A 25,794-nucleotide genomic window follows, 5' to 3' on the forward strand; every position below is an offset into this window, starting at 1 on the left:
CAAGGGCATGACTGGCCGGTCTCGGCATCCGCCATGCCCGGTCGCGCACACGGCTTGTCCGAGCGCGCAGACCTGCCACCGCTGTGCCGCTCAGGCGGCGATGTCGAATCGCGCCCGCCCACCCAGGCGCGGTGTGCGGGCGGGATCGATGTAGCGGGGTGGGGTGAACCAGACCCGGGCGGTGGTCCCGGTGCCGTCGATGTGGATGTCCCATCCGTTGTCGTGGATGCGGTGGTGGCAGGTCTCGCAGAGCAGCACCCCGTTGGTGAGGTCGGTGGGTCCGTGGTCGCGTTGCCACCACCGGATGTGGTGGGCTTTCGTCATCTCCGGTGGGAGTCCGCACATCGCGCACCCGCCGTCCCGTTCCACCAGGGCGAGGCGTTGCGGGCGGGTGAAGAGGCGTTTCTCCCGACCCCAGTCGAGGATCTCGCTGCGCCCGCCCATGACCCACGGGATCACCCCGCCCCCGGCGGCCATCCGCCGCGCCGCCCCGGCGCTGACGGGCTGGTCGAGTCCGTCGATCGTCGCCGACCCGGTCCCCGACTGGAGGTTGTCGAGAGTGACCCGCACCACGATGGTCGCTCCGGCGAGCGGCACCCGGGATTCGCATCCGAGGACGTGCGCGCAGAACACCGCGAGAGCATCGGCCTGGATCATCGACACCGTGCGGCGATCCGCATCCGCCGCCCCCGGATCCGGGGCATCCTTCCGGGCAGCGAACGCGGCGGACACGAATCCGCGGATCGCGGTCACCACCGGTGCCGCGGTCTCCGCATCGAGGACCGCGTTCAGGTGCACCATCCCGTCGCGTTCGAAGATCGTCAGCGATCTCTTCGCCCGCTTCTCCTCCTCCTTCGGCTCCACCCCGTCCGGGTCCAACCAGGCCTCCGCCCGCGTGATCAGCCTCCGCAACTCATCCAGCCCCAACCCGACCGCACGTTCGGTGAGCAGCGCCTCCGCCTCGGCAATGCGTTCCACTCCCGCCACCACCCGGCACCGGTCCAGCAGGGCGACGATCAGCGCTTCGGCCGGTACTCCGATCACCCCGGTAGCCAACGCCGCCCGCAGCACTTCATACCGGGCCGGCAACCTCCCACCGAGTAGATCCGTGCGGGGAGCGGTCGCCTCCCCCACTTTCACCAACCGGGACGCATCCCCCGACGACACCCCCGTGGTCGCGGCGATCAACTTCGCCGCCGACCGGAACCCGTGCTCTTTCGCCAGGCTCCCCGATCCGAGCTCGGCCCGCGACTCGTGAGAGATCCGTGCGGCCACATCGACATGCGCGGCATCCAGTTGACGCTGCACCACCCCGATCGTCGCCTCCACCGCGATCAACTGCTCCCGCGTCAACCCCGTCGCGTCATCCGCGCTCGCCCACACCGCATCGAGACGGGTGACCGCCTCCAACAATCCAGTGAGCTTCGACATACCCCCAGTTTACCGCGCGTCCACCCGACTTTCGAAGCTTTGTTCGATCCCATACCGGCCTATCGGCATATCGTGAAAGCACGGATCGTCAACCCAAACACGGACTCAATCCCTCCGAGTAGAGCCTCGCGACGGACCGTTCGCGGCCGACGTCGCTCACAGACGCGTGACAGCGGAAGCCGCACGGCCAACCGCAGCCGACGTCAGCAATCGAGGCCCCTCGCCTTCCGCAGCAGACATCGCCCGGCTTGCGGGAATCCCGCGAGACCCGCCCACGTTGTCCCCTTCGGACACCCCGAGGAAGGCGCACGATGACCACTCCGCCCCGCCGTTCGGCCTGGCCCCCGCTGCTGGTCGCCATCGCGCTCGAGGTGTCGGCGACTCTCGCGCTGCGTGCAGCCGAGGGCTTCACGCATCCGCTCTGGCTCATCGTCGTGGCAATCGGCTACAGCGGCTCTCTCTGGCTGCTGTCGATCGTCCTCGATCGCGGCATGCCGGTGGGTGTCGCGTACGGCATCTGGTCGGCGATCGGCGTGGTGCTCACGGCCGTGCTCGGGACCGTTCTGTTCGGCGAGCTCCTCGGGCCCGTGCAGATCATCGGTGTCGGCGTGATCGTGATGGGCGTGCTGCTGGTCGAGCTCGGCTCTCACAAGCGCGAGCCGGCGAAGGCCACCTCGTGACCTGGCTGCTGCTGGCCCTCGCGATCGCGAGCGAGGTCACCGCGACGTTGAGCCTGCGCGCTTCCGAGGGGCTTCGCCGCAAACGCTGGATCCCCGTGATCGTCGTGGGCTACCTCGCCGCATTCACCCTGCTCGGCACGATCCTCGCGATGGGGATGCCGGTCGGCGTGGCCTACGGCATCTGGGCCGCCGCCGGCGTGGCCCTCACCGCCGTGCTCGGTCGAGTGATCTTCAAGGACCACTTCTCCGCCATGATGGCGATCGGCGTCGCCCTGATCGCGGTCGGAGTGGCTCTCATCGAATTCGGCGGCGCGCACTGACGCACGCCCGCTGACGCACGCCCACTGACGCGCACGGCGCCCGCCGCGGGGTCACCACGCCCCGTCGGCCCTCACATCCCGGTCGACCCCGCAATCGGCGAGCGCGGCTCGCACCTCCGCACCGTGGTCGCGAGCCAGCGCCAGCGCGGCGTGATTCTGCTCCAGCTGATCGAGGCGGGAGGCACCGAAGAGGACGTTCGCCGTCGCCGGATTGGACAGGCAGAAGGCGATGCCGAGCGCGGCGGGAGAGACGCCGAATTCCCCCGCGACGCGCTCGATCTCCGGGTAGATCGCCGCGATCTGCTCGCGGATGCCGCCGACATCGGCGCCGATCTTCCGCTGCGGCGCGCGACCGGTGGCGAGGATGCCGCCCTCGAACACATCGGACGCCTGCAGGGTCAGCGTGCCGTCCGCGAACAGCGGTCCGTACGCCTGCCCCTCCGCCATCGAGCGCCGAGCGATGCCGTACTTCAGCTGCGCGAACACGGGACCCGCGACCCCCTGGGTCGCAGCCTCGGCCAAGGCATCCCGCGTGTGCTCGATCCGCCAGTTGTTGATGCCCCAGGAGTCGAGCAGCCCCTCCCCGATCAGTTCGCTCACGTCGGCGACCAGGCGCGGCATGTCGGGCGCGTCGATGTAGTCGCCCACCACGAGCGTGTCGAATCGATCCAGGCCGGCACGATCGAGGGACTCGACGATCTGCGCCCGGAATCCCTGGTTCGGCCAGTCCCACAGCCAGAGCTTGCCGCACAGGACGATCTCGGAGCGGTCCACTCCGCTCCTCCGGAGCGCCTCCCCGAAGAGGATGTCCGTCTTCGAGTTCTCGGCGTGCGGACCCATGTTGTAGTACGCGACGTCGAAGAATCCGGCATCGAGCTCGACGGCGCGACGGATCAGCGAGACCGCGTCGTCCTGCGACATCCGGTCCCAGGTGTTCCACGACCCGAGCGCGAGCGGCGGCACCGGTGCGCCGCCCGGGTGCAGCGACCTCCGGGCATATGTCTGATCGGGCATGACGGCTCCTCTGGGGTTTATCGACGGATGGGCGTTTCGTCTCGCTCCGCTCGCTCAACGAACGAGAGAGCACGCGCGTTTCGTCTCGCTCCGCTCGCTCAACGAACGAGAGAGCGTCTCGCTGCGCTCGCTCGACGAACGGGGTTGTGTTTTTCTATGTTTGTAGAATATAACGGAGACACCCCGTCGCAACACCGTCAGTGAGGACGAACATGTCTGCATCCCCCCGCCGCATCCTGGTCACCGGAGGCGCCTCCGGGCTCGGTCGCGGTATCGCCGCCGCCTACCGCGCCGAGGGCGCCACGGTCTTCATCGGAGACGTGAACGCGGATGCCGCGGCCGAAGCTGCGGCCGCGATCGGCGCGACCGCCCTCACCCTCGACATCGGCGATGAGGCATCCGTCCTCGCCGCCGCCGAGCTGATCGCCGCAGACGGCGGACTCGACGTGCTCGTGAACAACGCCGGGATCGTCGCCGGTGGCGGCACCCTGCTGGAGGTGCCGGTCGACGTGGTCGACGCCGCGCTCCGCGTCAACGTGCGCGGCACGTTCCTCATGCTGCGGGTCTTCGGGGCCCTTCTCGCCGAGGCCGGTCGCGGCAGCATCGTGAACATCTCCTCGATCGGCGCGCGGCAGCCCACACCCGGCCTCGGCCACTACGAGGCGACCAAGGCCGCTGTCGACGCCCTGACGCGCACGGCCGCGATCGAGCTCGCCGCCTCCGGCGTGCGCGTGAACGCCGTCGCCCCCGGCCCTGTCCTCACTCCCCTGACCGCCGCCTTCGCCGACGACCCGCAGGCCCGCGCCGCCTGGGAGTCGCGCATCCCGCTCGGCGCGATCGCCGAGGTCGACCAGGTCACCCCGCTCGTCCTGTTCCTCGCGAGTGACGCCGCCAGCCACATCACTGGCGTCTCCGTCGCGGTCGACGGCGGACAGCTCCTGGTCTGACCCGACCACCTCCCCCTGACGCCGCGACTCCCCGAGACAGGACAGCCATGCCCCTCCCCACCACGACCCGCGCAGCGGTGCTCACCGCGCACCGCGAACCGCTGACCCTGCAGGATCTCCCTCTTCCCGCCGAGATCGAGCCGGGCGCCGCCCTCGTGCGCATCGCCTGCACGACGCTGTGCGGCACCGACATCGAGATCTGGGAGGGGAAGATGACGTTCCCCGGCATGCTCCCGATGGTGCTCGGTCACGAGATGGTCGGCGAGATCGTCGCCGCCGGCCCTGACACGAACGATGCGCTGGGCCGCCCCCTCTCCCCCGGCGACCGCATCGGCTGGTCGGAGTCGACCTGCGGCGAATGCCACGGCTGCGTGGTGCTGCGGGAACCCGTGGCCTGCTCCCGCCGCGGCTACGGCTTCCTGCAGCGCGCCGACGTGCACCCGTTCGCGACGGCCGGGCTCTCGGAATACGCCTATGTGACCCCTGGCGCCGCGAAGCTGCTGCTCCCGGCATCCGTGAAGGACACGTGGGCGTCGATGGCTGGGTGCGCGGCCAAGACGGTGCTTCGTTCGTTCGAGCGTGCCGGCCGTGTCCGCCCCGGGTCGACGGTGGTCGTCCAGGGCTCCGGCGCCCTCGGCATCTTCGCCACCGCGGTCGCCAAGGTCGCCGGCGCCGGCCAGGTCATCACCGTCGGAGCGCCTGCCGCCCGCCTCGAGCTCGCCGCCCGATTCGGCGCGGACGCCGTCGTTGACTTCCGCGAGGGCCCGGTCATCGAGCAGGTCATGGAGCTGACCGGCGGCCACGGTGCCGACCATGTCTTCGACTTCGCCGGAGCGCCGAGCGTCGGACCCGACGCGATCGGCATGGCGGCACAGCGCGGCACGGTCGCGATCGTCGGCTCGACGGGCCCCGCCGGCGACGGCTTCCCACTGAGCACGATCATGGGCAAAGAGCTCACCGTGGTCGGCTCCCTCAACGGCGACATCTCCGACTACGCCCGCGCCATCAAATTCTTCACCGCCTTCGCCGACCGGTACCCCTGGGACGACCTCTTCAGCGAGCCCGTCGGACTCGCCGAGGCCTCCGCGAAGATCGCGAACATGCACCACCTCGATGAGGTCAAGGCCGTCATCGACCCGAGCCTGTGAGGACCACGACCATGCCCACCGCCACCACCCCGCTTCCCCGCCGCGAGATCGGCCGCAGCGGCATCCACACCTCCCTGTTCTCCCTCGGTTCCTGGCATACCTATGACCGGATGGACTTCGCCGATGCGGTCGCGATGCTGGGCGAGGCCGTGGATCGGGGTGTGGATCTCTTCGACGTCGGCGTGTATTCCGCGCCGGGCATGCCGCCCGTCTTCACCGACGTCATCTTCGCCGGTATGGTCCGCGCGGCGGGACTCCGACGCGAGGAGTGGCTGCTGTCGTCCAAGCTGTGGCTCGAGTCGTTCGGGGCCGACGGCTTCCGGCCGCAGTTGGAGAACGCGCTCATGCGCATCGGCGTGGAGCACTCCGACCTGGTGATCCTCGGCGACCTGCGGCGGGACGACCTCGACCTGCGCGACCTCGTGCTCGATCTGGCGCGGCTGACGGATGCCGGACTCATCCGCGCCTGGGGTGTGAACAACTGGTCGGCGTCCAGCATCCAGCGACTGATCGACATCTCGACCGCCGAAGGCGTGCCCGGCCCCCAGATCGCGCAGCTCAAGTACAGCGTCTCTCGACGCTCGATCCCGGACGGCGAACCCTTCGCACGACTCTGGGAGCAGGGACTCACCCTCCAGGCTTCCGACTGCCTCGAGGGCGGTGTGCTGGCAGGGAAGATCAACGGGGATCGCCAGATCGGACGCGACCCCGGCGACATCCGCGAACGGATCATCGACGACGTCCCCGCGTTCACCGCGCTGGCGGCATCGCTCGACGTCTCTCCCGCACAGCTGGGCATCGCCTTCACGCTGACCCACCCGGCTCTGACCACGACCCTGTTCGGCGCCTCGAGCGTCGAGCAGCTGCGGGCCAACCTGGACGCCGCCGCCCTCGTCGACCGCATCGGCGCCGCCGAACTGCGCAGCCTCGTCGAACCGTTCTGGGCGGACCGCGACGTGGTCTCGCCCGAAGGCCCCTGATCCGGCGCTTCGACACGCTCAGCGAACCGCTCACGAACGAAAGAGACCCATGACCGCCACCGCCGCCGGCCACCCGACCGTCACGCCCGTGCCCTTCGACCCCGAAGTGCAGGCCGTGCTCGACGAGCTCGCGAAGAACCCGCAACCCGCACTCACCCGGGCGTCACTCCCCCGCGAAGGCACCGACACGATGTTCCCCGACAACACGGCCGTCATCGCCGGTCGCGACATCGAGTGGGAGGACCGCGTGATCCCTGGTCCTGCGGGCGATCCCGACATCGAGATCACGATCTTCCGCCCCCGGGACAGCGACACCGAAACACTTCCCGCGTTCCTCAACATCCACGGCGGCGGCATGATCGTCGGTCACCGCTCGTGGGAGACCGGTCGGGTCGTGGACATCGTCGCCGAGCACCGGGTGGTCGCCGTCAACGTCGAGTACCGTCTGGCTCCAGAGCATCCGTTCCCCGCCGGCGTCGAGGACTGCTACGCCGCGTTCGTGTGGCTGCACGCGCACGCGTCCGAATTCGGCGTCGACCCCGAGCGCATCATCGTCGGCGGCGGCAGCGCAGGCGGAGGCCTCACGGCCGCCGTCGCCCTCATGGCCCGCGATCGGCAGGGTCCCGTCATGGCGGGCCAGCTGCTGCTCTGCCCCATGATCGACAACACCAACACCACCGTCTCGAGCCGGCAGTACGACGGCATCGGCACCTGGCAGCGCGAGATGAATCTGCTCGCCTGGTCGTGCGTGCTCGGCGACGACGTCGCCTTCCGCGCAGACGTGCCGGCCTACGCGGCGCCTGCCCGCGCAGACGACCTGTCCGGACTCCCCGCGGCCTACATCGAGGTCGGCGAGGCGGAGATGTTCCGCGACGAGGACACCGAGTACGCCCTCCGCATCTGGGCCACCGGCGGACAGGCCGAGCTCCACGTCTGGGGCGGCGGCGCGCACGGCTTCGACATGTACATGCCGGATGCCGAGCTCTCGCGCGCGGCCCTCGCCGCCCGCGCCTCGTGGCTGCGACGGATCTGGAGCGTCGCACGATGACCGCTCCCGCGCCCGTCCCCTACGACCCCGAGCTCGTGGCCGGCCTCGACGCCTTCGTGAGCCTCGTCGAGATCATCCCCCTGCGCGCCGACTCGATCCACGCGAACCGGGATCACTTCGCCACGATCATCCCGCCGATGACCGTGCAGGCCGAGGGGCGGGCCGTCTCCTGGGAGGACCGGGTGATCTCCGGGCCCGAGGGCGCGCCCGATCTGGAGATCACGATCGTCCGACCGTCACATGCCGCGTCCGGACCGGCGCCGGCGGTGCTCTCGATCCACGGCGGAGGGATGGTGCTCGGCACGCGCTTCTTCGGCACGGGCGAGCTCATCGACCTCGCCGAACGCCACGGAGTGGTCGGCGTGGCCGTCGAGTACCGCCTCGCACCCGAGCATCCGGGCCCCGCCCAGGCCGAGGACTGCTACGCCGCGCTGGAGTGGATGGCGGCGCACGCCGACGAGCTCGCGATCGACCCTGACCGGATCATCGCCTCGGGCATGAGCGCCGGCGGCGGACTCTCGGCCGCCGTGGCGCTGCTCTCTCGCGACCGCGGGGGCCCTCGGCTCGCCGGACAGCTTCTCGGCTGCCCCATGCTGGACGATCGCAACGAGACCGTGTCGGCCCGGCAGTACGACGGCTTCGGCGCCTGGGATCGCAACAACAACGACACCGCCTGGGACGCGATCGCCGGCACCGACCGCTTCAGCGACGCCGTCTCGCCGTACACCGCCCCGGCGCGCGCGACGGACCTGTCCGGTCTCGCCCCGGCGTTCATCGAGGTCGGCGCCGCAGAGACGTTCCGCGACGAAGCCGTCGACTACGCCACTCGCATCTGGGCGACCGGCGGGCAGGCCGAACTGCACGTCTGGGCCGGCGGGTATCACGGCTTCCACGGGTTCTCCCCCGACGCCGAGGTCTCGAAGGCGGCCAACGCCGCGCGCGAGAGCTGGTTGCGCCGCATCCTGCACCTCGACGAATGAGCATCCCCGCGCCGGATCAGCCTCACCACCCGCGGATGAGCACGCTGCACGCGATGCTCGTCCTGGGGATGCTGGAGGCCTTCGGGCCGCTGTCGATGGACCTGTATCTGCCGCAGCTGCCCCAGCTGGCGGCATCCCTCGGCACCACGGAGGCGCTCGGCCAGGCGACGATGTCGGCGTGCATGATCGGTCTCGGACTCGGGCAGCTGATCGCGGGCCCGCTGAGCGATCGCTTCGGCCGACGCCTGCCGCTGATGGTCGGAGTCGCGGCGTTCGCCGTGCTCTCCGCGGTGTGTGCGACGGCCCCGACCATCGAGCTGCTGCTGCTCGCCCGGTTCCTCCAGGGACTCGCCGGATCGGCCGGGATCGTGATCTGCCTGGCGATCGCCCGCGATCAATTCGACGGCGTCGAGCTCTCGCGGATGCTGTCGCTGCTGTTCCTCGTCTCCGGCACCGCGCCCATCATCGCGCCGGTCGTCGGCGGCCAGCTCGCCCTCATCATGGACTGGCGCGGGATCTTCTGGGTGCTCGGCGCCGTCGGGGTCGTCCTCCTGCTCGTCGTCGTCTTCGCGCTGCCCGAGACCCTGCCCGTCGGGGAACGTCACGGCGGCGGTCTGCAGGCGCTGCGCGGACACGCGGGCGCCGTCATGAGCGACAGACTCTTCACCTCGGTGCTGATCGCTGCGGCGGGTGGCGGCGTCGCCTTCTTCACCTATCTGTCGATGTCGTCGTTCGTCCTGCAGGACGAGTTCGGCCTGACGCCGCAGACATTCAGCCTCGCCTTCGCGGGCGGAGCCCTGGCCAGCATCGCGGGAAGTCAGGCGAGCCGCCTCGTCGTGCGCCGCTGGGGTCCGCTGAACATCTATCTCGGCGGGATCACCGCGACCCTGATCGCGACGACGACCTTCCTCGTGCTGGCTCTGAGCGGCACGGGGGTCTCCGGTGTCGTCGCGGCGCTCGTCGGCTTCATGCTGTGCTCGGGGATCGGCGGCCCCAACGGGCAGACGCTCGCGCTCGCGCATCATCGCCCCAGGGCGGGCACGGCATCCGCTCTGCTCGGCATGGCGACGTTCCTGTTCGGACCGGTGGTCGCGCCTCTCGCCGCAGGAGTCGGCGGCACGAACGCCGTGACCATGGCCGTGACGATGACCGTCGCTGCGGCGGTCGCAGCGATCGCCGCCTGGGCGTTCGTCCGCCCCGCCGCCCGCAGCTGATCGGAAGCCGCGCCTGATCAGAAATCGGCGCCGAACGCCCCGTCCGCCTTCAGGAGCTGCCCCGAGATCCAGCGGCCCTCGTCCGAGACGAGGAACTCCACCACCGCGGCCACATCGGCCGGACGCCCGAGGCGCCCGAGCGGGGTCATCTCGCGCAGCTGCGTGCGCGTGGCGTCATCCATCCACCCGGTGTCGATCGGGCCGGGGTTCAGCACGTTCGCCGAGATGCCGCGCGGGCCGAGCTCGCGCGCCGCGGAGATCACGAGCCGGTCGAGCGCACCCTTCGACGCGCCGTACGGCAGGTTCCCGGTGACATGGTCGCTCGTGAGCGCCACGATCGCACCGCCCTCGTCGCCGACCTGGCGGGCGAACGCCGCGATGAGCAGCAGGCTCGCCCGCGCGTTGACGGCGACGTGCAGGTCGAAGCTCTCGGCTGTGGTGTCGAGGATGCCGGATTCGACGTCGTGCGCATGGCTGAGGATGAGCGCGGAGATGGTGCCATGCGTGGCGGTGACCTCGGCGATCAAGGCGTCGGGGCCCTCCGCCGTCGAGAGGTCCGCCGTGTGCTCGGCGTCGTGCAGATCGCTGGTGGCGACCGTCCAACCCGCGGCACGCAGGCGAGAGATGATTCCGGCGGCGATGCTGTTCGCGCGCGCGGCTCCGGTGATCAGGGCGACAGGCATCCGGCCACGCTACCGGACCGCATCGGCGGTCAGAACCCGAGGCACATCACGGCGACACCCGCCGCCATGGCCCAGGCCTCCGTCGTGAGCAGGCGCGCGGTGCGGCCGTGGTGCACCGGCTCGAGCACCCATTCCGCGACGACCGTCCACAGCACCACACTGATGACCCCGACCACCACGAGCACCGAGAGGAGACCCGTCACGCCCTGGCCATGCCCGTGGGCGTGCCCCGCGACGGCGGCGGCCTGTCCGGTCGACGCACTCTCGAAGGAGCAGATCGCCATCACCAGCGAGACGAGCGCACGGTGGCAGCACGTGGCGGCGGCCGGGGTTCCGCGGACTCCCATGGTCCCGAGCATCGCCGAGAGCAGCAGCACCGCCCCGAGGATCAGACCGACGACCGGACTTCCGTCGCCCGCCGCCACCAGCAGCATCACCGCCGCCATGACGAGAGCCGACTGCTTGCCCTGCCAGGGGACGGATCGCCACGCGGCCACGCAGGCGACGGCCGAGACGATCGCCGCCGCGGCCATCAGCCACGGCGCCGCCGGCAGGAGATGCTCCACCCGCGAAGTATATTGATCGGACGCTCAACATAGCTACACCCACCGCGAATACGACAGGATGTGAACGTGCCCCGCATCGTCGATCACGATGAGCGCCGCCGGCAGATCGCCGAGGCGCTGCTGACCGTCGCCGCCCGCGAGGGCCACGAGAACGTGTCGTCGCGCGCCGTCGCCAAGGAGCTCGGGGTGGCGACCGGATCGCTCTGGCACTACTTCGACGGATTCGACGACGTCGTGCGTGCTGCCGCCGCCGAGGTCACCCGTCGCACCGACATGCGGATCGCCGACGCCACCGCGGGCCTGCGCGGCCTCCCCCGACTGCACGCGCTCATGCGCGAGGTTCTTCCGATCGACGAGCGCACGCGCACCGAGGCCCACGTGGTCGTCGGATTCTGGGGCCGCATCGCCACCCTCGAATCGACGCCGGATGCCGGGGCGCCCACCCTCGCGACCTGGCAGGACAGCATCCGCTCCTCCCTCGAAGAGGCCGTCGCCGACGGCGCACTCCGCGCCGAGACCCCGCAGGATGCCGTGATGGCACTGCTGCGCTCGATCACCTACGGGCAGCAGGTGGTCGAGGTCACCGAGCCCCAGCCGGCCTCGGCGCACCTGGCCGTGCTCGAGGGCATCCTGGCCCCCTGGCGCGCCTGAGCCGCCCGGCTGCAGCCCGGGTCTTGTGACGCCGGGCGTTCCGTCGTACGATCGTGCCAACCCGTTTATTGAGCGTTTGCTCGAAAATAGTGAGGTCGACGATGTCCCACCACCCGCAGCCCGTCTCCATCGAGAAGATCGCCGTCCCGCATCCGCTCGATCCGCTCACCGGCGCCGAGATCGCCGCCGCCCGCGCCGTACTCGACGCCGCCGGGCTCATGACCGAGACCACGCGCGTGCCGATGCTGCTCCCCGACGAGCCGACCAAGCAGGAGCGCGCCGCGTGGCGCCCCGGCTCTCCGATCGACCGCCGCGCCGACATCACCCTTCTCGACATCGCCACCGGGGTCGCCACCGAGGTCATCGTCTCCCTCACCCGCGGCGAGGTCGTCCGCGCCGAGCGGGTGCCCAATGACGCGCCGCCCTACGGCCAGCCGCAGTACCTCTTCGAGGAGTACGAGCGCGCCGAGACGATCGCGAAGGCCTCCCCCGAGTGGCAGGCCGCGATGACGCGCCGCGGCCTCGCGGGCCACATGGCGCTGGCATTCTGCGGCCCGCTCGCCCCGGGCTACACCGGCCGAGCCGACGAGGTCGGCCGCCGCGTCATCCGCTCCCTCACGTTCCTGAAGCACGACGAGGCCGACTCCCCGTGGGCGCACCCCGTCGAGGGCCTCATCGTGCACATCGATCTCACGACGAACAGCGTCATCCGGGTCGAGGACCACGGTGATGTGCCGGTGCCGGCCGGTCACGGCAACTACTACCCCGAGGCGCAGGGCGCCGCGCGCACGACGCTCAAGCCCATCGAGATCACGCAGCCCGAGGGCCCGAGCTTCGCGGTCACAGGCTCGCTCGTCGAGTGGGAGGGCTGGTCGATGCGCGTGGACTTCAACGCGCGCGAGGGTCTCGTGCTGCACGATGTCTCGTTCGGCGGGCGCTCGGTGCTGAGCAGGGCGAGCGTGCCCGAGATGGTCGTGCCCTACGGCGACACCGCACTAGGTCGCTTCTGGATCAGCTACTTCGACGCCGGCGAATACCTGCTCGGCAAGAACGCCAACCACCTGGAGCTCGGCTGCGACTGCCTCGGCGTCATCCGATACGTCGACGGCTACGTCGCGGACGATCACGGCAACCCCGTGCGCATCCCGAACGTGATCTGCATGCACGAGGAGGACTACGGCATCCTCTGGAAGCATACCGACCTGTCGGGCCGTTCCGACGTGCGCCGGTCGCGCCGCTTCGTGGTGTCGTACTTCTCGACGATCGGCAACTACGACTACGGCTTCTACTGGCACTTCTACCTGGACGGCTCGATCGAGGTCGTCGCCAAGGCCACCGGCATCGTCTTCGCCGCCGCGGGCGAGCCCGGAGTCCGTCAGAAGCACGCGACGGAACTCGCCCCCGGCGTTTTCGCGCCCGTGCACCAGCACCTGTTCTGCGCGCGGCTCGACGTCGCGATCGACGGGGAGGCCAACCGGCTCGTCGAGATCGACGCCCAGCGCGTGCCGATGGGTCCGGACAACCCCTTCGGCAACGCGTTCACGTGGTCGGAGACGCTCCTCGCCACGGAGCACGCGGCGCAGCGCGAGGCCGACACGTCGCTCGCGCGCGTCTGGGAGGTGCAGAGCGCCACGCAGACGAACCGCGTCGGACGACCGACCGCCTACCACCTCATCCCCGAGCCGACCGCGTTGCTCATGGCCGACCCGGCGTCGTCGGTCGCCGCACGTGCCGCGTTCGCCACCAAGCACCTCTGGGCGACGCGGCATGAGCCGGGTCAGATCTGGCCGGCCGGCCGCTACCCGAATGCGCATCAGGGCGGGGCGGGACTGCCGGAGTACTCGGCAGGAGATCGCTCGATCGACGGCGAGGACATGGTGCTGTGGCACACGTTCGGGCTCACGCACTTCCCCCGCCCGGAGGACTGGCCCATCATGCCCGTCGACTACGCGGGCTTCTGGTTCAAGCCGAACGGCTTCCTCGACCAGAACCCCGCGATGGACGTGCCGGAGTCATCGCAGGCACACGCCGCACCGGGAGCCGGCGGATGCTGCGGCGGAGGCGCCGCCTGCACCTGCGGGCACTGACGCGACCGCAGCGTCAGGCGAGGGCGGCGATCGCGTCGCGGAGGATGCCGTCGGCGTCGACGAGAGCGGATGCCGCGGCCTCGGGCGACGCGTCGGCGGCGAGCATCAGCAGGGCGAGCTTCACCGAACCGTCGGCTGCCCTGAGCGCGACGGAGGCCTCGTCGACGCCGACGCCCGCGAGCTGCGACACCGTGCGGATGGACCGGGCGTGGAGCTTCTCATTGGTGGCGAGCAGGTCGACCATCACGCCGCGATAGGTCTTGCCGAGCTTGATCATCGACAGGGTGGTGAGCATGTTCACCACGAGCTTCTGCGCGGTGCCGGACTTCAACCGCGTGGATCCGGAGATGAACTCGGGTCCGGTGACCACCTCGATCGCGATCTCGGCGGCTGCACCGATCGCGGACCCCGCATTCGAGGCGATCGCGACCGTCAGTGCGCCGAGACCCCGCGCATAGTCCAGCCCGCCCACGACATAGGGCGTCCGCCCCGAAGCCGAGATGCCGACGACCGTGTCGCTCGCGGAGAGGTCGAGGTCGCGCAGCGACGCGGCGGCCGCCTCGTCGTCGTCCTCCGCGTTCTCGACGGCGGATCGGATCGCGGTCTCGCCGCCGGCGATCAGGCCCACGACCATCGAGGGATCCGTGCCGAAGGTGGGAGGGCACTCGCTCGCGTCGAGCACGCCGATGCGTCCTGCCGTGCCCGCACCGATGTAGATGAGCCGTCCGCCGCGGCGGAACCGCTCGGTGATCCCGTCGATCGCGGAGGCGATCTCGGTGGCGCGCTCCGCGACCGCGGCCGGGACGCGACGGTCCTCGGCGTTCATCCGCCGGATGAGCTCGGCGGTGTCGAGCAGGTCGAGGTCGCCGCGCTCCGTGGTCGACGCCTCGGTGTCGAGGCTCTCGAGCACCGAGAGCAGGGCGGTCAGTCGGACGTCGTCATTCGGCACGGTGCACGAACCTTTCGTGGGGAAGATCGACCCGGCGCGCGAGGAGCAGCGCGCCGTCGAGAGCGGTGCCGGCAGCGGGCACGGTCTGTCGCCCTGCCGCCTGCAGCGAGGCGACCAGGGCGGCATGGAACCAGGGATGCTGGATGAGCCCGCCGTGGAGCGTCACCGCGAGCGTGCGGGAGGAGGCGGCGACCGCGGACGCGGTGAGCAGACGCACGGCTTCCTCGACGATCTCGCCGGCCACATCATCGCCCGCTGCTGCGGAGTCGAGCACCAGCGGGGCGAAGGTCGCGAGGCGCCGCGCGAGCGGTTCCGGATCCGCCAGCCAGCCGATGATGTCGGACGCCGTGCCGATGCGCGTCTCGATCGCCGGGACGAGCACGGTGTCTGGTGAGAGGCCGACGGATGCGCGGAGCACCGCGCGCAGGGCCTCACGTCCGAGCCACGAGCCGCTCCCGAAGTCGCCGAGCTCGGGGCCCCATCCGTCGACGAGCCGGGCGCCGTCGGCGTCGATGCCGAGTGCGGCGGCGCCGGTGCCGGCGATGAGGAGCACGCCCTCGCCGCCCTCGAGCGCACCGGCGTGGGCGGCGACGACGTCGGAGGCGACGGCGACCCTGGCGTGCGTCGCCGCTGCCAGCGCGGCAGCCAGTTGCTGTGCTGCGCCGGGAGCGGCCCACGCGCCTGCGGCGCCGACACCGACGAGGTCGAGGGTTCCCCCGTCATCCGGCAGCAGGGGCAGGATGGCGGCGATCGCTGCGGTCACGCCGTCTTCGGCAGCGAGACCCGGGGCGCCGAGACCTTCACGGACCACATCGCCTGACGCGACGCGGCACCGGGACTTGCCGAGATCGACGGCGACGGCGGGACGCGGGGAACTCATGAAAATAGTCTACGCAGATCCAGCTATTCGTGGAACAATTGTTCATCCGGTCGTTTCCGAGCAAGGAGTGGCATGAGCATCCAGACGACCATCGCGACGGCAGCCGAGACACTCCCGCCGTCACTCGCCCGGATCGCCCGCGTCATCACCGACGATCCCACCACCGCCGTCGAGAGCACGATCTCCGAGCTCGCCGCTCTCTGCGACACCTCCGTCGCCTCGGTCGTGCGCTTCTGCCGTGTCATCGGGCTTCGCGGCTACGCCGCCCTGCGCATGTCGCTGGCCGCCGAGCTCGGACGCGAATCCGTGCAGTTCAACGCCCCCGCCGGGTTCGGCTCAGAGATCGCGACGGGTGACACACTCCCGGATGCCGTCGGCAAGATCGCCGCGCTCGAGCTGCTCGCAATCGAGGAGACGATCGGGAATCTCGACTTCGACGTGCTCGCCGCCGCCGTGGAGGCGATCGACCAGGCCGACCGGATCCTGCTCTTCGGGGTCGGCGCCAGCCGCCTGGTCGCCGACGACCTCGGACACAAGCTCCTGCGGATCGGGCGCTCGGCGATCGTCCTGTCCGACGCGCACGAGGCGAGTGCCGCCGCCTCGCTCAGCGCGACCAAGGCGGTCGCGATCGGATTCTCGAACTCGGGGTCCACCAGGGAGACGGTGCGATTCCTGCAGGCCGCACGCGGAGCCGGCACGACCACGATCGGGGTCACGAGCGTCGTCGACTCCCCTCTCGTGCGCGAGTCGGACCATACCCTGTTCAGCCATGCGCGCGAACCCCGCTTCCGGGCGGGCGCGATGGTCAGCCGGATCGCTCAGCTCGCACTCGTCGACTGCCTCTTCGTCGGCGTCGCCCAGCGCCGCCATGCCCACACCGTGCACGCGCTCCAGCGCACGGCCGACGCGGCCAGGGCGCTTCGCGACGACTGAAGCCGGAGCCGTCAGTGCGCCGGCGCGTCCTCCGACGTCAGAGCGGGGGCGGGAACGCGCGGCGATCCCGCCGAGCTCGCCGTGCGCAGGAACACGATGATCCAGCTGAAGATCAGCACGGCGGCGATGAGCTCCACCGCCGTGAGGTTGTAGTAGCCGATCGCGAAGAACACGGCCAGCAGCACGATGACCAGCACGTACACCCAGCCGAACACGACGAAGACCCGAGGGATGCTGCGCAGGAACCACGGCAGTCCGACCACGACGACCGCGAACACCACCGTCATGCCGGTCGCCACGGTGTTGTGCACCAGGAAGAACTCGTCGACGGGGAAGACGCCGACGCAGGCGAGGAAGACGCCCAGCAGGATCAGGCCGCCGCGCACGATGAATCGGCCACGGCGGTCGATCGGGTCCGACGCCGGCAGGCCGGCCGTCGCGTAGCGCGAGATCGTCGTCACCATGACACCCGCGATGATGAGCGTGACGTTGAAGGCGAGCGAGGCGCTGTTGGTGCTCATCCCGAGCGCGGAGAGGTTGTCGCGCCACCAGTGCGGATCGCTCGACGCGAGCATGCTGGCGAAGGCGCCCACGACGAGGAACACCGCCAGCACGAGCGACAGCACCGTCGGTGTGAGCGCGACGGCGCTGAGGAACGAGACGTACCCGGTGAGCGCGAACGCCACAGCGACCAGCACCGCGCCGGGGAACGCGAACACCGGGGCGTCGGTGAAGCTGCGCTCGAGCAGTTCGGCGATCCCGATCCAGCCGAGGTAGGCGATCGCCGCGTGCGCGAAGGCGATCGCGACGAGGTCGTACCAGCGCAGCCGGTCGCCCGGCACGCTGAACCCGTCGCGGAGTCCCTCGGCGTCCGGCTCCGCCGGACGTACCGCCAGACGCCCCACCACGAAGGCGATGACCGCTGTCACCGCGCCGCCGACAGCCGCGAAGACGCCGATCGATCCGGCTCCGCTGATCGCCAGCTCGCGGCCCCAGAAGACCGGCAGCCCGATCGCGAAGCCGAGAACCAGGAACGCCGCGCCCACGATGAGCGCCGTCGCCTCGAAGACGGCATCCGACCTGTCCGCTCCCCGCACCTGTCGCAGGACGCGCAGGATCGTGTCTCCGAGAGCTTTCATCGTCCGTCCTCCGGTCACATCCTAGAAGCAGTGCTGTGCGGCCGTCGCCGGTGATAGCATCACGGAACGGATCGTATACAACGTCGTCGTTCCACCATCCCGAGGTGATCAGTCATGAACGGTGCACTCGCTGCCCCCGTCGCCCCCGCCGAGTCGGTGTCGTCGCTCATCGCGCGCAACATCAGCGAATTCCGTGCGGCCGTCTCCCAGTCCTTCGTCCCTCTGCAGGTGTCGAGCAGCGGCCCTGATCACTTCCGCGGCGTCATCCGCGGAGCATCCGTCGACGAGGTCCACGTGACGGAGGTGCGTGCGACGTCGCACGTGGTCGAGCGCACACCCGAGCTGATCGCCCGCGCCGACCGCTCCTACTTCAAGGTGAGCCTGATGCTCGCCGGCACGGGCCTGCTCATCCAGGACGACCGCGAGGCCGTGCTCCACCCCGGCGACCTCGCCGTCTACGACACGGATCGTCCGTACTCCCTCGTCTTCGACCAGGACTTCCGCACCATGGTCGTGATGTTCCCGAAGCATCTGATCAGCCTGCCGTCCGACATGATCGGCCAGCTCACCGCCGTGCGGATCTCCGGCCAGGAGGGACTCGGCGGCATGGTCGTGCCGTACCTCACGCAGCTCGCCGGGAACCTCGATCAGCTCGCAGGCACCACGGGCGCCCGCCTCGCGCACAGCGCCCTCGACCTCGTGACGACGGTGTTCACACGCGAGCTCGGACTCGACGAGGTCTCCGCCGATCCGCACCGGGCTCTGGTGCAGCGCATCCGCTCCTACATCGACCGCAACCTGGCATCGACCGACCTCGGACCCGCGACGATCGCCGCGGCGCACTTCATCTCCACCCGTCACCTCCACGGGTTGTTCCAGGAGCAGGGCGTCACCGTCTCGACCTGGATCCGCACGCGACGCCTCGAGCAGTGCCGACGCGACCTGCTCGACCCGATGCTGGCCGACCGCCCCGTCGCCGCGATCGCGGCCCGCTGGGGCTTCGTGGATGCCGCGCACTTCAGCCGCGCTTTCAAGGCGGCGTTCCGGGTCTCCCCCAGCGAGTACCGCGCCGCGCACTGACGCCGCTGATCGCGCGGCCTTGCCCGGGAGGGCACGCCGGTTGACTCTCGGCGCGCGATGGCGCCCCCGCTCTTGAGCGGATGCCGCACCGCGGCCGAGCATGAGGCAAGCGCACCGCGATGACGCGGCGCCCGGGGCCTCGATGCTCCGCCACGTGCGATGTCAGGACCTCCATGACCGACACCTCCCTCGATCCGGCGCTCGACGAGTGGCGCACCTACGACGAGTTCGCTGCGGGGATCGACACCTTCCGACTTCCGAACGTGTCCCTGGCCGGCACCGCGCTCGCCCTCAGCCTCGACGACGGCTCCACGCTGTCTCTGCGCTTCGACTCCGTCGCCGTCACGTGGACCGGATTCGAGGCCTCCGGCACCGATCCCTACGACGCTGTGGCCGTACGCGACGACGTCGTCTTCGTGAACATCCCGCTGGAGAGCCGCGAGCGCGAGGCGATCACGGTCGTCTTCTCCCGCACGACGCATCGCGCGACCGTCATCCGCTCCCGCATCGGGGCCGAGGCCGTGGAGGGCACTCCGCAGGTGGGGCAGGACTTCTGGGCAGCGACGACCGACGCCGGCGAGGCGACCGGCGAAGTGCCCGGCCCGAGCCGCGACCTCATCGGCAAGCGCAACGTCTACCGCTACAGCCCCGAGCACCTTTACGAGCACGTCTACATCTCGAGTCAGCGCTACGCGTGGCAGTGCCTGGAAGGCGTGCAGCGCGGCCACGGCGACATGGATCTCTCGACGGTGTGGAAGTTCGCCGACGGCCTGTACCTCTTCTGCTTCCGCGAGTTCCGGATCGCCGTCGCCAGCGTCTGGCTGCACGACCTCGGCTACCAGCTGATGACCACGGGCACCTTCCTCGGGCTCAACGGCGAGGGCCGCGCCGAGCACTCCCGCGGCGGTGGCCACATCTACCCGCTCGGGTCCGTCGCCTATCCCGACGCCCAGCCGGTCTGACCGTCTTCGACAGGCTCACGGCCCAGGAAACGAATCGAGGAGAGCGCACATGAGCAACGCAGAGATCATCCGCAGCCACTACGCCGCCAGCGACCGCGGCGACCTCGACGGGATGCTGGCACCGCTGGCATCCGACGTCCGCTGGACGGAGGCCGCGGGCTTCCCCTACGCCGGCACCTACGTCGGACCGGATGCTGTCGCCGCGAACGTCTTCGCGCGCCTCCAGGAGGACTGGGACGACTACACCGTCGCGATCGACGAGGTGATCGACGGCGGAGACGTCGTCGTCGGCATCGGCACGTACTCCGGCACCAACAGGGCCACCGGGCGCTTCTTCGCCGCTCGCGTCGCACACGTCTGGCGTCTGAAGGATGCCGAGGTCGTCGCCTTCGAGCAGTTCACCGACACCGAGATGGTGAGCCGCGCGTTGCGCGACCCTTCGACGGGCTCAGGGACCCGAGCCTGAGCCACAGCACGACCCGAACACACGAGAGGCAGGAAGCACATGAACAGACGAGCATCCGGCACCGCGGCGCTCCTCGCCGTGGCAGCCCTCACCCTGGCCGGCTGCGCCGGCGCGGACGGCGGAGGCGGCGGAGGTGAAGGCGCCCCGATCGTCGTCGGCTCCGTCAACACGATCAGCGGTCCGGCGACCTTCCCCGAGGCGTCGCAGGCGGCAGCGGCCGTCTTCGACGCGTTCAACGAGGCCGGGGGGCTCGACGGTCGCACGATCGAGTACAAGACCCTCGACGACAAGGGCGACCCCGCGACAGCCACGGCATCCGCTCGCGAACTGGTGGGCAGCGACGGCGCCGTCGCGCTCGTCGGCTCGGCCAGCCTGATCGAATGCGAGATCAACGCCAAGTACTACGAGCAGGAAGGCATCCTCTCGATGCCCGGCATCGGCGTCGACACCGGCTGCTTCGCCAGCGACAACATCTCGCCGGCGAACGTGGGGCCGTTCAACGACATGACCCTCACGCTGCAGTACGGCTCCGAGGTGCTCGGCCTGGACGACATCTGCATCCTGCTCGAGATCGCGGGCTCCACGCGCCCCACCTACCAGGCCGCGATCGACAAGTGGACCGAGATCACCGGCAAGGAGCCGAAGTACGTCGACGACACCGTGCCCTACGGCGCCTCCGACTACACGCCGTACATCGTCAAGGCGCGGGACCAGGGCTGCAAGGCTCTGGCGATCAACCCGGTCGAGCCCGACGCGATCGGCCAGGTCAAGGCCGCCAACGCGCAGGGCTGGGACGACGTGACCTGGCTCTATCTGACGAGCGTCTACAGCGAGAACTTCGCCGACGCGATCGACAACGCCGGCGCCGGGATCTACGTGCCGGCCGAGTTCTACCCGTTCACGGACGACAACGAGATCAACGCCGATTGGCGGGAGCTGATGGAGGCGAACGACATCCCGCTCACCTCGTTCAGCCAGGGCGGATATCTCGCCGCGACGTACTTCATCGAAGTGCTCAAGGGCATCGACGGCGACATCACGCGGGAGAGCGTCTCCGAGGCGCTCAAGGCCATGGACCCGATCGAGAACCCGATGGTGGGCACGCCGTACGCCTTCGGCACGCAGAACACCGCGGGGTGGCCGATCATCCTGAAGTCGGGCACGAATGCCTGGGAGCAGGTCGCCGACGACTGGCTCCGCATCGGCAAGTAGACACTCGCGGGTCCGGTCGTTGAGCGAGCGGAGCGAGACGAAACGCATTCGCAGCGTTTCGTCTCGTCGCTCCGCTCCTCGCTCAACGACCGGGCCATCCCCCTCAGATCAGAAAGGACGCCTCATGCTGCAAGGCGCGATCGCCGGCCTCGCCGCCGGCGGGCTCTACGCCGTTCTCGGCGTGTGCCTGACGCTCATGTCACGCCTCGTCCGCGTGGTGAACTTCGCTCAGGCCGCGACCGGGATGTTCGGCGCGTTCACGGCGGTGTGGTTCGTCCGCGAGATCGGGCTGCCGATCTGGCTCGGGTCGGTGCTCGGGGTGCTGGTCGCCGGTCTCCTCGCCGCGGCGATCGGATTCATCGCCGCGACCTGGCTCTCCGAGGCTTCCACGACGACACGCTCGGCGATGACCGTCGGACCACTGCTCCTGCTGATCTCGATGTCGTTCATCCTGTTCGGCAACAAGCCTCAGCCGTTCACGCCCATCATCGCGGGCCCCGCTTTCTCGTTCGGCGGCGTGGTGATCAGCCAGGTCACCGTCGCGACCGTGGCGATGGCGATCATCACTGCCATCGTGGTCCGGATCGTGCTGCGCCGCACCAGGGTCGGCACGCAGCTGCGGGCCCTCTCGGAGCGTCCGACCACGGCCGAGCTGCTCGGCATCCGCTCGCGTCCGCTGTCGATCGCCGTCTGGTTCGTGACCGGCGTCATCAGCGCGATCGCGATCATCGTCGTCGCCCCGTCGCAGTCGAACGACGCGACGAGCCTCGCGATGCTCATCGTCCCCGCAGCAGCTGCCGCCCTCCTCGGCGGGTTCCGGCGTCTCGACCTGGCGGTGATCGGCGGCGTCGTCCTCGGCGTGCTCGGCGGCCTGGTCGCCCAGATCGACGAGGTCGCGCTCGTGCGCAACTTCCTCCCGTTCCTGTTCATCGTCGTCCTTCTCCTCTGGACCCAGCGCAAGGAGGTGTGGGATGCCGCTCGCTGACCGTCCCTGGTTCCGGATCACCTGGCCGTTCGCGATCGCACTCGCCGGTATCGGCGCCGGAGCGATCCTGAGCGCAGCCCTGCCGGGCTACTTCGTGTTCCTCGCCATCAGCGCCGTGATCGCCGCCATCGCGATCCTCGGTCTCGGCATCGTGACCGGCTCCGCCGGCATGATCGCCCTGTGCCAGCTCACCTTCGCTGCCGTCGGCGCGTGGATCGTCTCGCTTCTGAACGTGATGCAGGCACCGGGCGGATTCATCGTCTGGCTCGTGCTCGGCGGCATCGCCGCAGGTCTCGTCGGCGTGCTGGTCGGGCTCCCCGCCCTCCGCCTCCGCGGGGTGAATCTCGCGGTCGTCACGCTCGGCTTCGCCGCGGCGGCCGACGTCACGCTCGTGCAGATCCAGTTCCCCGGCTCCGCCGACGGCACCGCGATCGAGCGCCCCACGATGTTCTCCAACGACCGGCAGTTCTTCTTCCTCTCGATCGTCGTGCTCGCACTCTGCGCGCTCGGGGTCTTCTTCCTGCAGCGCGGACGCTGGGGATCGAGCTGGAAGGCCGTCGCGTTCTCGGAGCGCGGCACCGCGGCCGCGGGCCAGAGCGTGCAGATCGCGAAGCTCACGGCCTTCGCGGTCTCGGCCGCGCTGGGCGGCGTCGCCGGAGGGCTGCTGGCCGGTCAGGTGCAGCTGCCGTTCGCCTCCAGCTTCACCCCGCTGCAGTCCCTCGCGCTCTACGTCCTGGCGATCATGTCGGGCGCGCACCTGATCGACATGGCCATCTTCGGCGGCATCCTGTGGGTGCTCGTCCCCGAGCTGCTCAAGCGTTGGGGAATCCCGCAGGACTGGGGCTTCGTGGTGTTCGGCGTGCTCGGCGTGCAGGCCCTCACGAGCGGCACCAACCTCGGCCAGGGGATCCGCAACCTGTTCTACCGGCGCGCCGACCGGCGTGCCGCGAACGCGAAGCTCACGGCGCTCCCTCCGGACGTCGGAGCGGATGCCGGGGCCATCACCACGACGACCACCGCCACGGTCGACGCGGCCGCGCTCGAGGGGGCACCCGTGCTGTCCGTCGATGGGCTGACCGTGCAGTTCGGCGCACTGAAGGCGCTCGACGACGTGTCGGTCGTGGTGCCTGCCGCGTCGATCATGGGACTGATCGGCCCGAACGGTGCGGGGAAGTCGACGTTCGTCGATGCGATCAGCGGGTTCCTGCCGAAGCACGGCGGCCGCGTGCTCCTCGGGGATCGCGACCTCGCTGGTCTCTCCCCCACCCGGCGCGCACGCCTCGGGCTGCGCCGCACGTTCCAGCAGGATCGCGTGCCGCCCGCGCTCACGATCGGGGCGTATGTGCGGTTCGTCGCACGGCGTCGGCTCGCGGCATCCGATATCGACGAGGTGCTGGAGTTCTTCGGATGCCCGCCGGCACGCGCTCGCCTGTCGAGCGTCGACGTCGGAACGAGACGACTCGTCGAGGTCGCCGCGAACGTGGTGGCGCGCCCCCGGCTGCTGATCCTCGACGAACCGGCCGCCGGGCTCTCGCACGACGAGCACCTGGCGCTGGCCGCTCGACTGAGAGAGCTCCCGTCCCGCTACGGCATCGCGCTGATCATCATCGAGCACGACCTCGATCTCGTGCGCTCGGTCTGCCCGACTCTCACGGTGCTCGACTTCGGCCGGGTGCTCGCCAGCGGACCGCAAGCCGAGGTCCTCGCGAATCCCGACGTCGTGAAGGCGTACATGGGAGAGACGGAGCTGTTGAAGTGAGCGAACTCGTCCTGGACGCCGTGAGCGTCAGCCGCGGTGCGGGCGCCGTGATCTCCGACGTCTCGCTGCGGGTCGAGGGCGGCGAGGTGCTGGCCCTGGTCGGCCCCAACGGCGCCGGCAAGACCAGCCTGATCGAATCGATCTCGGGCGTGACCCCGCACTCCGCCGGCAGCATCACTCTCGACGGCGAGCCGATCGACAAGTTGTCGCGGGTCGCGCGCTCGCGGCGCGGCATCGTGCACATCGAGCAGGGCAGAGCCGTGTTCCCCTCGCTCACCGTGCGGGAGAACATCTCGCTCACCGCCCGCACCCCTGGGGAGCTGGATGCGGCGCTCGCGCAGTTCCCCGAGCTCGAGAAGCGCATCGACTCGCCGACCGCCCTGCTCTCGGGCGGCGAGCAGCAGATGGTCGTGCTCGCGCGCGCGTTCGCCGCGAAGCCCCGCGTTCTCCTCATCGACGAGATGTCGCTCGGGCTCGCACCGGTCGTCTTCCTGCGGTTGATGCCGATCGTGAAGTCGATCGCCGACTCGGGCGTGGCCGTGCTGCTCGTCGAGCAGTTCACGCAGGTCGCGCTCGGTCTCGCACGCGAGGCCGTGGTCGTGGCGGGTGGCCGGGTGTCCTTCCAGGGCACGGCCGCGGAGCTCGGTGCCGACCCCGCCCTGCTGCATCGCGCCTACCTGGGCGGCTGACGGCGGCTGGCGCGCGCGTCAGTCGATGCTGTCGACCGCGCGCTCGCGCTCGCGGAAGGTGCCTCTGGCGATCAACCAGGCACCAGCGGGCAGCGCCAGCAGCGCCAGCCCGTGGGCGATCCATCCGAGCACGGAGTCCAGCTCCAGCGCCGCCGGCCAGGCATCCTGTCTGCGGAGCACTATCCACCCGAGGAAGGCTGCAACCAGCAGCACCCCTGCGGCGATGAAGAAAACGCGCCCGCGGCGTGTCGGCGTGGTGTCCATGGAATCCCCCCGGTCCTCGAATGCCGTTCGCCAACCTAGCAGGTGACCGCCGTGCGCCAGCTAGCCTGAAGGGGTGACCGAGACCATCCACGCCCGCGCCGTCCTCCTCGACATGGACGGGACTCTCGTCGACTCGACGGCGGTGGTGGAACGGCTCTGGCTGGCCTGGGCGGAGCCGCACGGAATCGCCCCCGAGCACGTGCTCAGCGTCGTGCACGGCCGGCAGGGGCATCAGAGCATGTCGATCATGTTGCCGGAGCGCGATCATGCGATCAATCTCCGCGAGAACGACGAGATGCTCGCGACCGAGACGAACGACGTCGACGGCGTCATCGAGATCTCGGGGGCGAAGGCACTGCTCGAGGCACTCCTCCCCTATCCGCACGCGATCGTCACCTCGGCGAACGTCGCGCTGATGACGGCACGGATGCAGGCGGCCGGACTCACCGTCCCCGCGATCGCCGTCACGGCCGAGAGCGTCTCGGCATCCAAGCCGGATCCCGAAGGCTTCCTGCTCGGCGCGAGCCTGCTCGGCATCGACCCCGCCGACTGCGTCGTGTTCGAGGACTCCGGTGCCGGCATCCAGGCGGGTCTCGCCGCGGGCATGCGGGTGCTCGGCGTCGGACAGCACGCCGCCGCGCACGGGCCGACCTACCGGGTCGACGACCTGACGCAGGTCACGGTCGCCCCCACCACCGAGGGATTCGCACTCACGATCGGCTGAGCT

The 25,794-nt window shown here is 70.1% G+C and carries 27 protein-coding genes; 19 read left to right on the forward strand and 8 right to left on the reverse strand.

Annotated elements, in window-relative coordinates; translation table 11 throughout:
- Positions 1-90 precede the first annotated feature (90 nt).
- Positions 91-1,431: an HNH endonuclease signature motif containing protein gene (locus ABD648_RS06030; RefSeq protein WP_282214068.1), complete on the reverse strand. Its 1,341-nt coding sequence runs from the start codon at positions 1,429-1,431 to the stop codon at positions 91-93.
- A gap of 311 nt (positions 1,432-1,742) precedes the next feature.
- On the opposite strand from ABD648_RS06030, the gene ABD648_RS06035 reads away from it, so the two are divergent.
- Positions 1,743-2,111 (forward strand): DMT family transporter, encoded by a 369-nt coding sequence (locus tag ABD648_RS06035; RefSeq protein WP_282214069.1) that lies wholly within the window; start codon positions 1,743-1,745, stop codon positions 2,109-2,111.
- Entirely contained in the window at positions 2,108-2,431 is a 324-nt protein-coding gene (locus tag ABD648_RS06040; protein WP_282214070.1) for a DMT family transporter, read from the forward strand. Before ABD648_RS06035 ends, ABD648_RS06040 begins: the two co-directional genes overlap by 4 nt.
- A gap of 51 nt (positions 2,432-2,482) precedes the next feature.
- Here ABD648_RS06040 and ABD648_RS06045 read toward each other — a convergent pair whose 3' ends face one another.
- The gene (locus ABD648_RS06045; protein WP_282214071.1) at positions 2,483-3,445 is read right to left on the reverse strand and encodes an aldo/keto reductase; all 963 of its coding nucleotides are present in this window, start codon (positions 3,443-3,445) and stop codon (positions 2,483-2,485) included.
- Between the two features lie 212 nt (positions 3,446-3,657).
- Between ABD648_RS06045 and ABD648_RS06050 the strand changes: the two genes are divergently transcribed.
- From ABD648_RS06050 to ABD648_RS06075, 6 genes are read left to right on the forward strand one after another with little or no spacing between them, the layout of a single operon-like run.
- Positions 3,658-4,392 carry an SDR family NAD(P)-dependent oxidoreductase gene (locus ABD648_RS06050; RefSeq protein WP_282214072.1) on the forward strand — a complete coding sequence of 245 codons (735 nt, stop codon included), beginning with the start codon at positions 3,658-3,660 and terminating at the stop codon, positions 4,390-4,392.
- A 47-nt stretch (positions 4,393-4,439) separates the two neighbouring features.
- The gene (locus ABD648_RS06055) at positions 4,440-5,540 is read left to right on the forward strand and encodes a zinc-binding dehydrogenase (protein ID WP_282214073.1); all 1,101 of its coding nucleotides are present in this window, start codon (positions 4,440-4,442) and stop codon (positions 5,538-5,540) included.
- 11 nt (positions 5,541-5,551) lie between these two features.
- Positions 5,552-6,520 carry an aldo/keto reductase gene (locus tag ABD648_RS06060; RefSeq protein WP_282214074.1) on the forward strand — a complete coding sequence of 323 codons (969 nt, stop codon included), beginning with the start codon at positions 5,552-5,554 and terminating at the stop codon, positions 6,518-6,520.
- A gap of 49 nt (positions 6,521-6,569) precedes the next feature.
- Positions 6,570-7,568, forward strand: coding sequence for an alpha/beta hydrolase (locus tag ABD648_RS06065; RefSeq protein ID WP_282214075.1), 999 nt, complete (start codon positions 6,570-6,572; stop codon positions 7,566-7,568).
- Positions 7,565-8,548 carry an alpha/beta hydrolase gene (locus ABD648_RS06070; RefSeq protein WP_282214076.1) on the forward strand — a complete coding sequence of 328 codons (984 nt, stop codon included), beginning with the start codon at positions 7,565-7,567 and terminating at the stop codon, positions 8,546-8,548. Before ABD648_RS06065 ends, ABD648_RS06070 begins: the two co-directional genes overlap by 4 nt.
- A 35-nt stretch (positions 8,549-8,583) precedes the next feature.
- Complete coding sequence (locus ABD648_RS06075; protein WP_282214077.1) at positions 8,584-9,762, forward strand: multidrug effflux MFS transporter; 1,179 nt, start codon at positions 8,584-8,586, stop codon at positions 9,760-9,762.
- Positions 9,763-9,779: 17 nt separating this feature from the next.
- On the opposite strand, the gene ABD648_RS06080 is transcribed toward ABD648_RS06075, so the two are convergent.
- Both ABD648_RS06080 and ABD648_RS06085 read right to left on the reverse strand, forming a co-directional pair.
- Positions 9,780-10,445 (reverse strand): SDR family oxidoreductase, encoded by a 666-nt coding sequence (locus ABD648_RS06080; protein WP_282214078.1) that lies wholly within the window; start codon positions 10,443-10,445, stop codon positions 9,780-9,782.
- A 29-nt stretch (positions 10,446-10,474) separates the two neighbouring features.
- The gene (locus ABD648_RS06085; RefSeq protein WP_282214079.1) at positions 10,475-11,011 is read right to left on the reverse strand and encodes a hypothetical protein; all 537 of its coding nucleotides are present in this window, start codon (positions 11,009-11,011) and stop codon (positions 10,475-10,477) included.
- A gap of 66 nt (positions 11,012-11,077) precedes the next feature.
- Between ABD648_RS06085 and ABD648_RS06090 the strand changes: the two genes are divergently transcribed.
- The gene (locus ABD648_RS06090) at positions 11,078-11,662 is read left to right on the forward strand and encodes a TetR/AcrR family transcriptional regulator (RefSeq protein ID WP_282214080.1); all 585 of its coding nucleotides are present in this window, start codon (positions 11,078-11,080) and stop codon (positions 11,660-11,662) included.
- Between the two features lie 101 nt (positions 11,663-11,763).
- A complete protein-coding gene (locus ABD648_RS06095) occupies positions 11,764-13,749 on the forward strand; it encodes a primary-amine oxidase (RefSeq protein WP_282214081.1) in 1,986 nt (661 codons plus the stop codon).
- Positions 13,750-13,762: 13 nt separating this feature from the next.
- Here the strand turns inward: ABD648_RS06095 and murQ are convergent, their stop codons facing one another.
- Complete coding sequence (murQ, locus tag ABD648_RS06100; RefSeq protein ID WP_282214082.1) at positions 13,763-14,698, reverse strand: N-acetylmuramic acid 6-phosphate etherase; 936 nt, start codon at positions 14,696-14,698, stop codon at positions 13,763-13,765.
- Complete coding sequence (locus ABD648_RS06105) at positions 14,688-15,578, reverse strand: N-acetylglucosamine kinase (RefSeq protein ID WP_282214083.1); 891 nt, start codon at positions 15,576-15,578, stop codon at positions 14,688-14,690. The genes murQ and ABD648_RS06105 overlap by 11 nt, the downstream gene beginning before the upstream one ends.
- Before the next feature lie 72 nt (positions 15,579-15,650).
- On the opposite strand from ABD648_RS06105, the gene ABD648_RS06110 reads away from it, so the two are divergent.
- Positions 15,651-16,511: a MurR/RpiR family transcriptional regulator gene (locus ABD648_RS06110; RefSeq protein WP_282214084.1), complete on the forward strand. Its 861-nt coding sequence runs from the start codon at positions 15,651-15,653 to the stop codon at positions 16,509-16,511.
- Between the two features lie 11 nt (positions 16,512-16,522).
- Here the strand turns inward: ABD648_RS06110 and ABD648_RS06115 are convergent, their stop codons facing one another.
- The gene (locus tag ABD648_RS06115) at positions 16,523-17,650 is read right to left on the reverse strand and encodes a DUF998 domain-containing protein (protein WP_282214085.1); all 1,128 of its coding nucleotides are present in this window, start codon (positions 17,648-17,650) and stop codon (positions 16,523-16,525) included.
- Positions 17,651-17,764: 114 nt separating this feature from the next.
- Between ABD648_RS06115 and ABD648_RS06120 the strand changes: the two genes are divergently transcribed.
- From ABD648_RS06120 to ABD648_RS06150, 7 genes are all read left to right on the forward strand, one after another.
- A complete protein-coding gene (locus tag ABD648_RS06120; RefSeq protein ID WP_282214086.1) occupies positions 17,765-18,730 on the forward strand; it encodes an AraC-like ligand-binding domain-containing protein in 966 nt (321 codons plus the stop codon).
- Positions 18,731-18,903: 173 nt separating this feature from the next.
- On the forward strand, positions 18,904-19,692 hold the full coding sequence (locus ABD648_RS06125; RefSeq protein ID WP_282214087.1) for a MoaF C-terminal domain-containing protein: 789 nt from the start codon (positions 18,904-18,906) through the stop codon (positions 19,690-19,692).
- 49 nt (positions 19,693-19,741) lie between these two features.
- Positions 19,742-20,158: a nuclear transport factor 2 family protein gene (locus ABD648_RS06130; RefSeq protein ID WP_282214088.1), complete on the forward strand. Its 417-nt coding sequence runs from the start codon at positions 19,742-19,744 to the stop codon at positions 20,156-20,158.
- 39 nt (positions 20,159-20,197) lie between these two features.
- Positions 20,198-21,370: an ABC transporter substrate-binding protein gene (locus ABD648_RS06135; protein WP_282214089.1), complete on the forward strand. Its 1,173-nt coding sequence runs from the start codon at positions 20,198-20,200 to the stop codon at positions 21,368-21,370.
- 124 nt (positions 21,371-21,494) lie between these two features.
- Positions 21,495-22,355, forward strand: coding sequence for a branched-chain amino acid ABC transporter permease (locus ABD648_RS06140; RefSeq protein WP_282214090.1), 861 nt, complete (start codon positions 21,495-21,497; stop codon positions 22,353-22,355).
- Positions 22,342-24,114: a branched-chain amino acid ABC transporter ATP-binding protein/permease gene (locus tag ABD648_RS06145; RefSeq protein WP_282214091.1), complete on the forward strand. Its 1,773-nt coding sequence runs from the start codon at positions 22,342-22,344 to the stop codon at positions 24,112-24,114. Before ABD648_RS06140 ends, ABD648_RS06145 begins: the two co-directional genes overlap by 14 nt.
- A complete protein-coding gene (locus ABD648_RS06150) occupies positions 24,111-24,803 on the forward strand; it encodes an ABC transporter ATP-binding protein (RefSeq protein WP_282214092.1) in 693 nt (230 codons plus the stop codon). The genes ABD648_RS06145 and ABD648_RS06150 overlap by 4 nt, the downstream gene beginning before the upstream one ends.
- Positions 24,804-24,821: 18 nt before the next feature.
- On the opposite strand, the gene ABD648_RS06155 is transcribed toward ABD648_RS06150, so the two are convergent.
- Positions 24,822-25,067: a hypothetical protein gene (locus tag ABD648_RS06155; protein ID WP_282214093.1), complete on the reverse strand. Its 246-nt coding sequence runs from the start codon at positions 25,065-25,067 to the stop codon at positions 24,822-24,824.
- A 73-nt stretch (positions 25,068-25,140) separates the two neighbouring features.
- Here ABD648_RS06155 and ABD648_RS06160 point away from each other — a divergent pair, with 73 nt between their 5' ends.
- Entirely contained in the window at positions 25,141-25,791 is a 651-nt protein-coding gene (locus tag ABD648_RS06160; RefSeq protein WP_282214094.1) for an HAD-IA family hydrolase, read from the forward strand.
- Positions 25,792-25,794 lie beyond the last annotated feature (3 nt).

The sequence above is a fragment of the Microbacterium luteolum genome (genome assembly GCF_039533965.1).
In the GTDB taxonomy this organism is placed as follows: domain Bacteria; phylum Actinomycetota; class Actinomycetes; order Actinomycetales; family Microbacteriaceae; genus Microbacterium; species Microbacterium luteolum.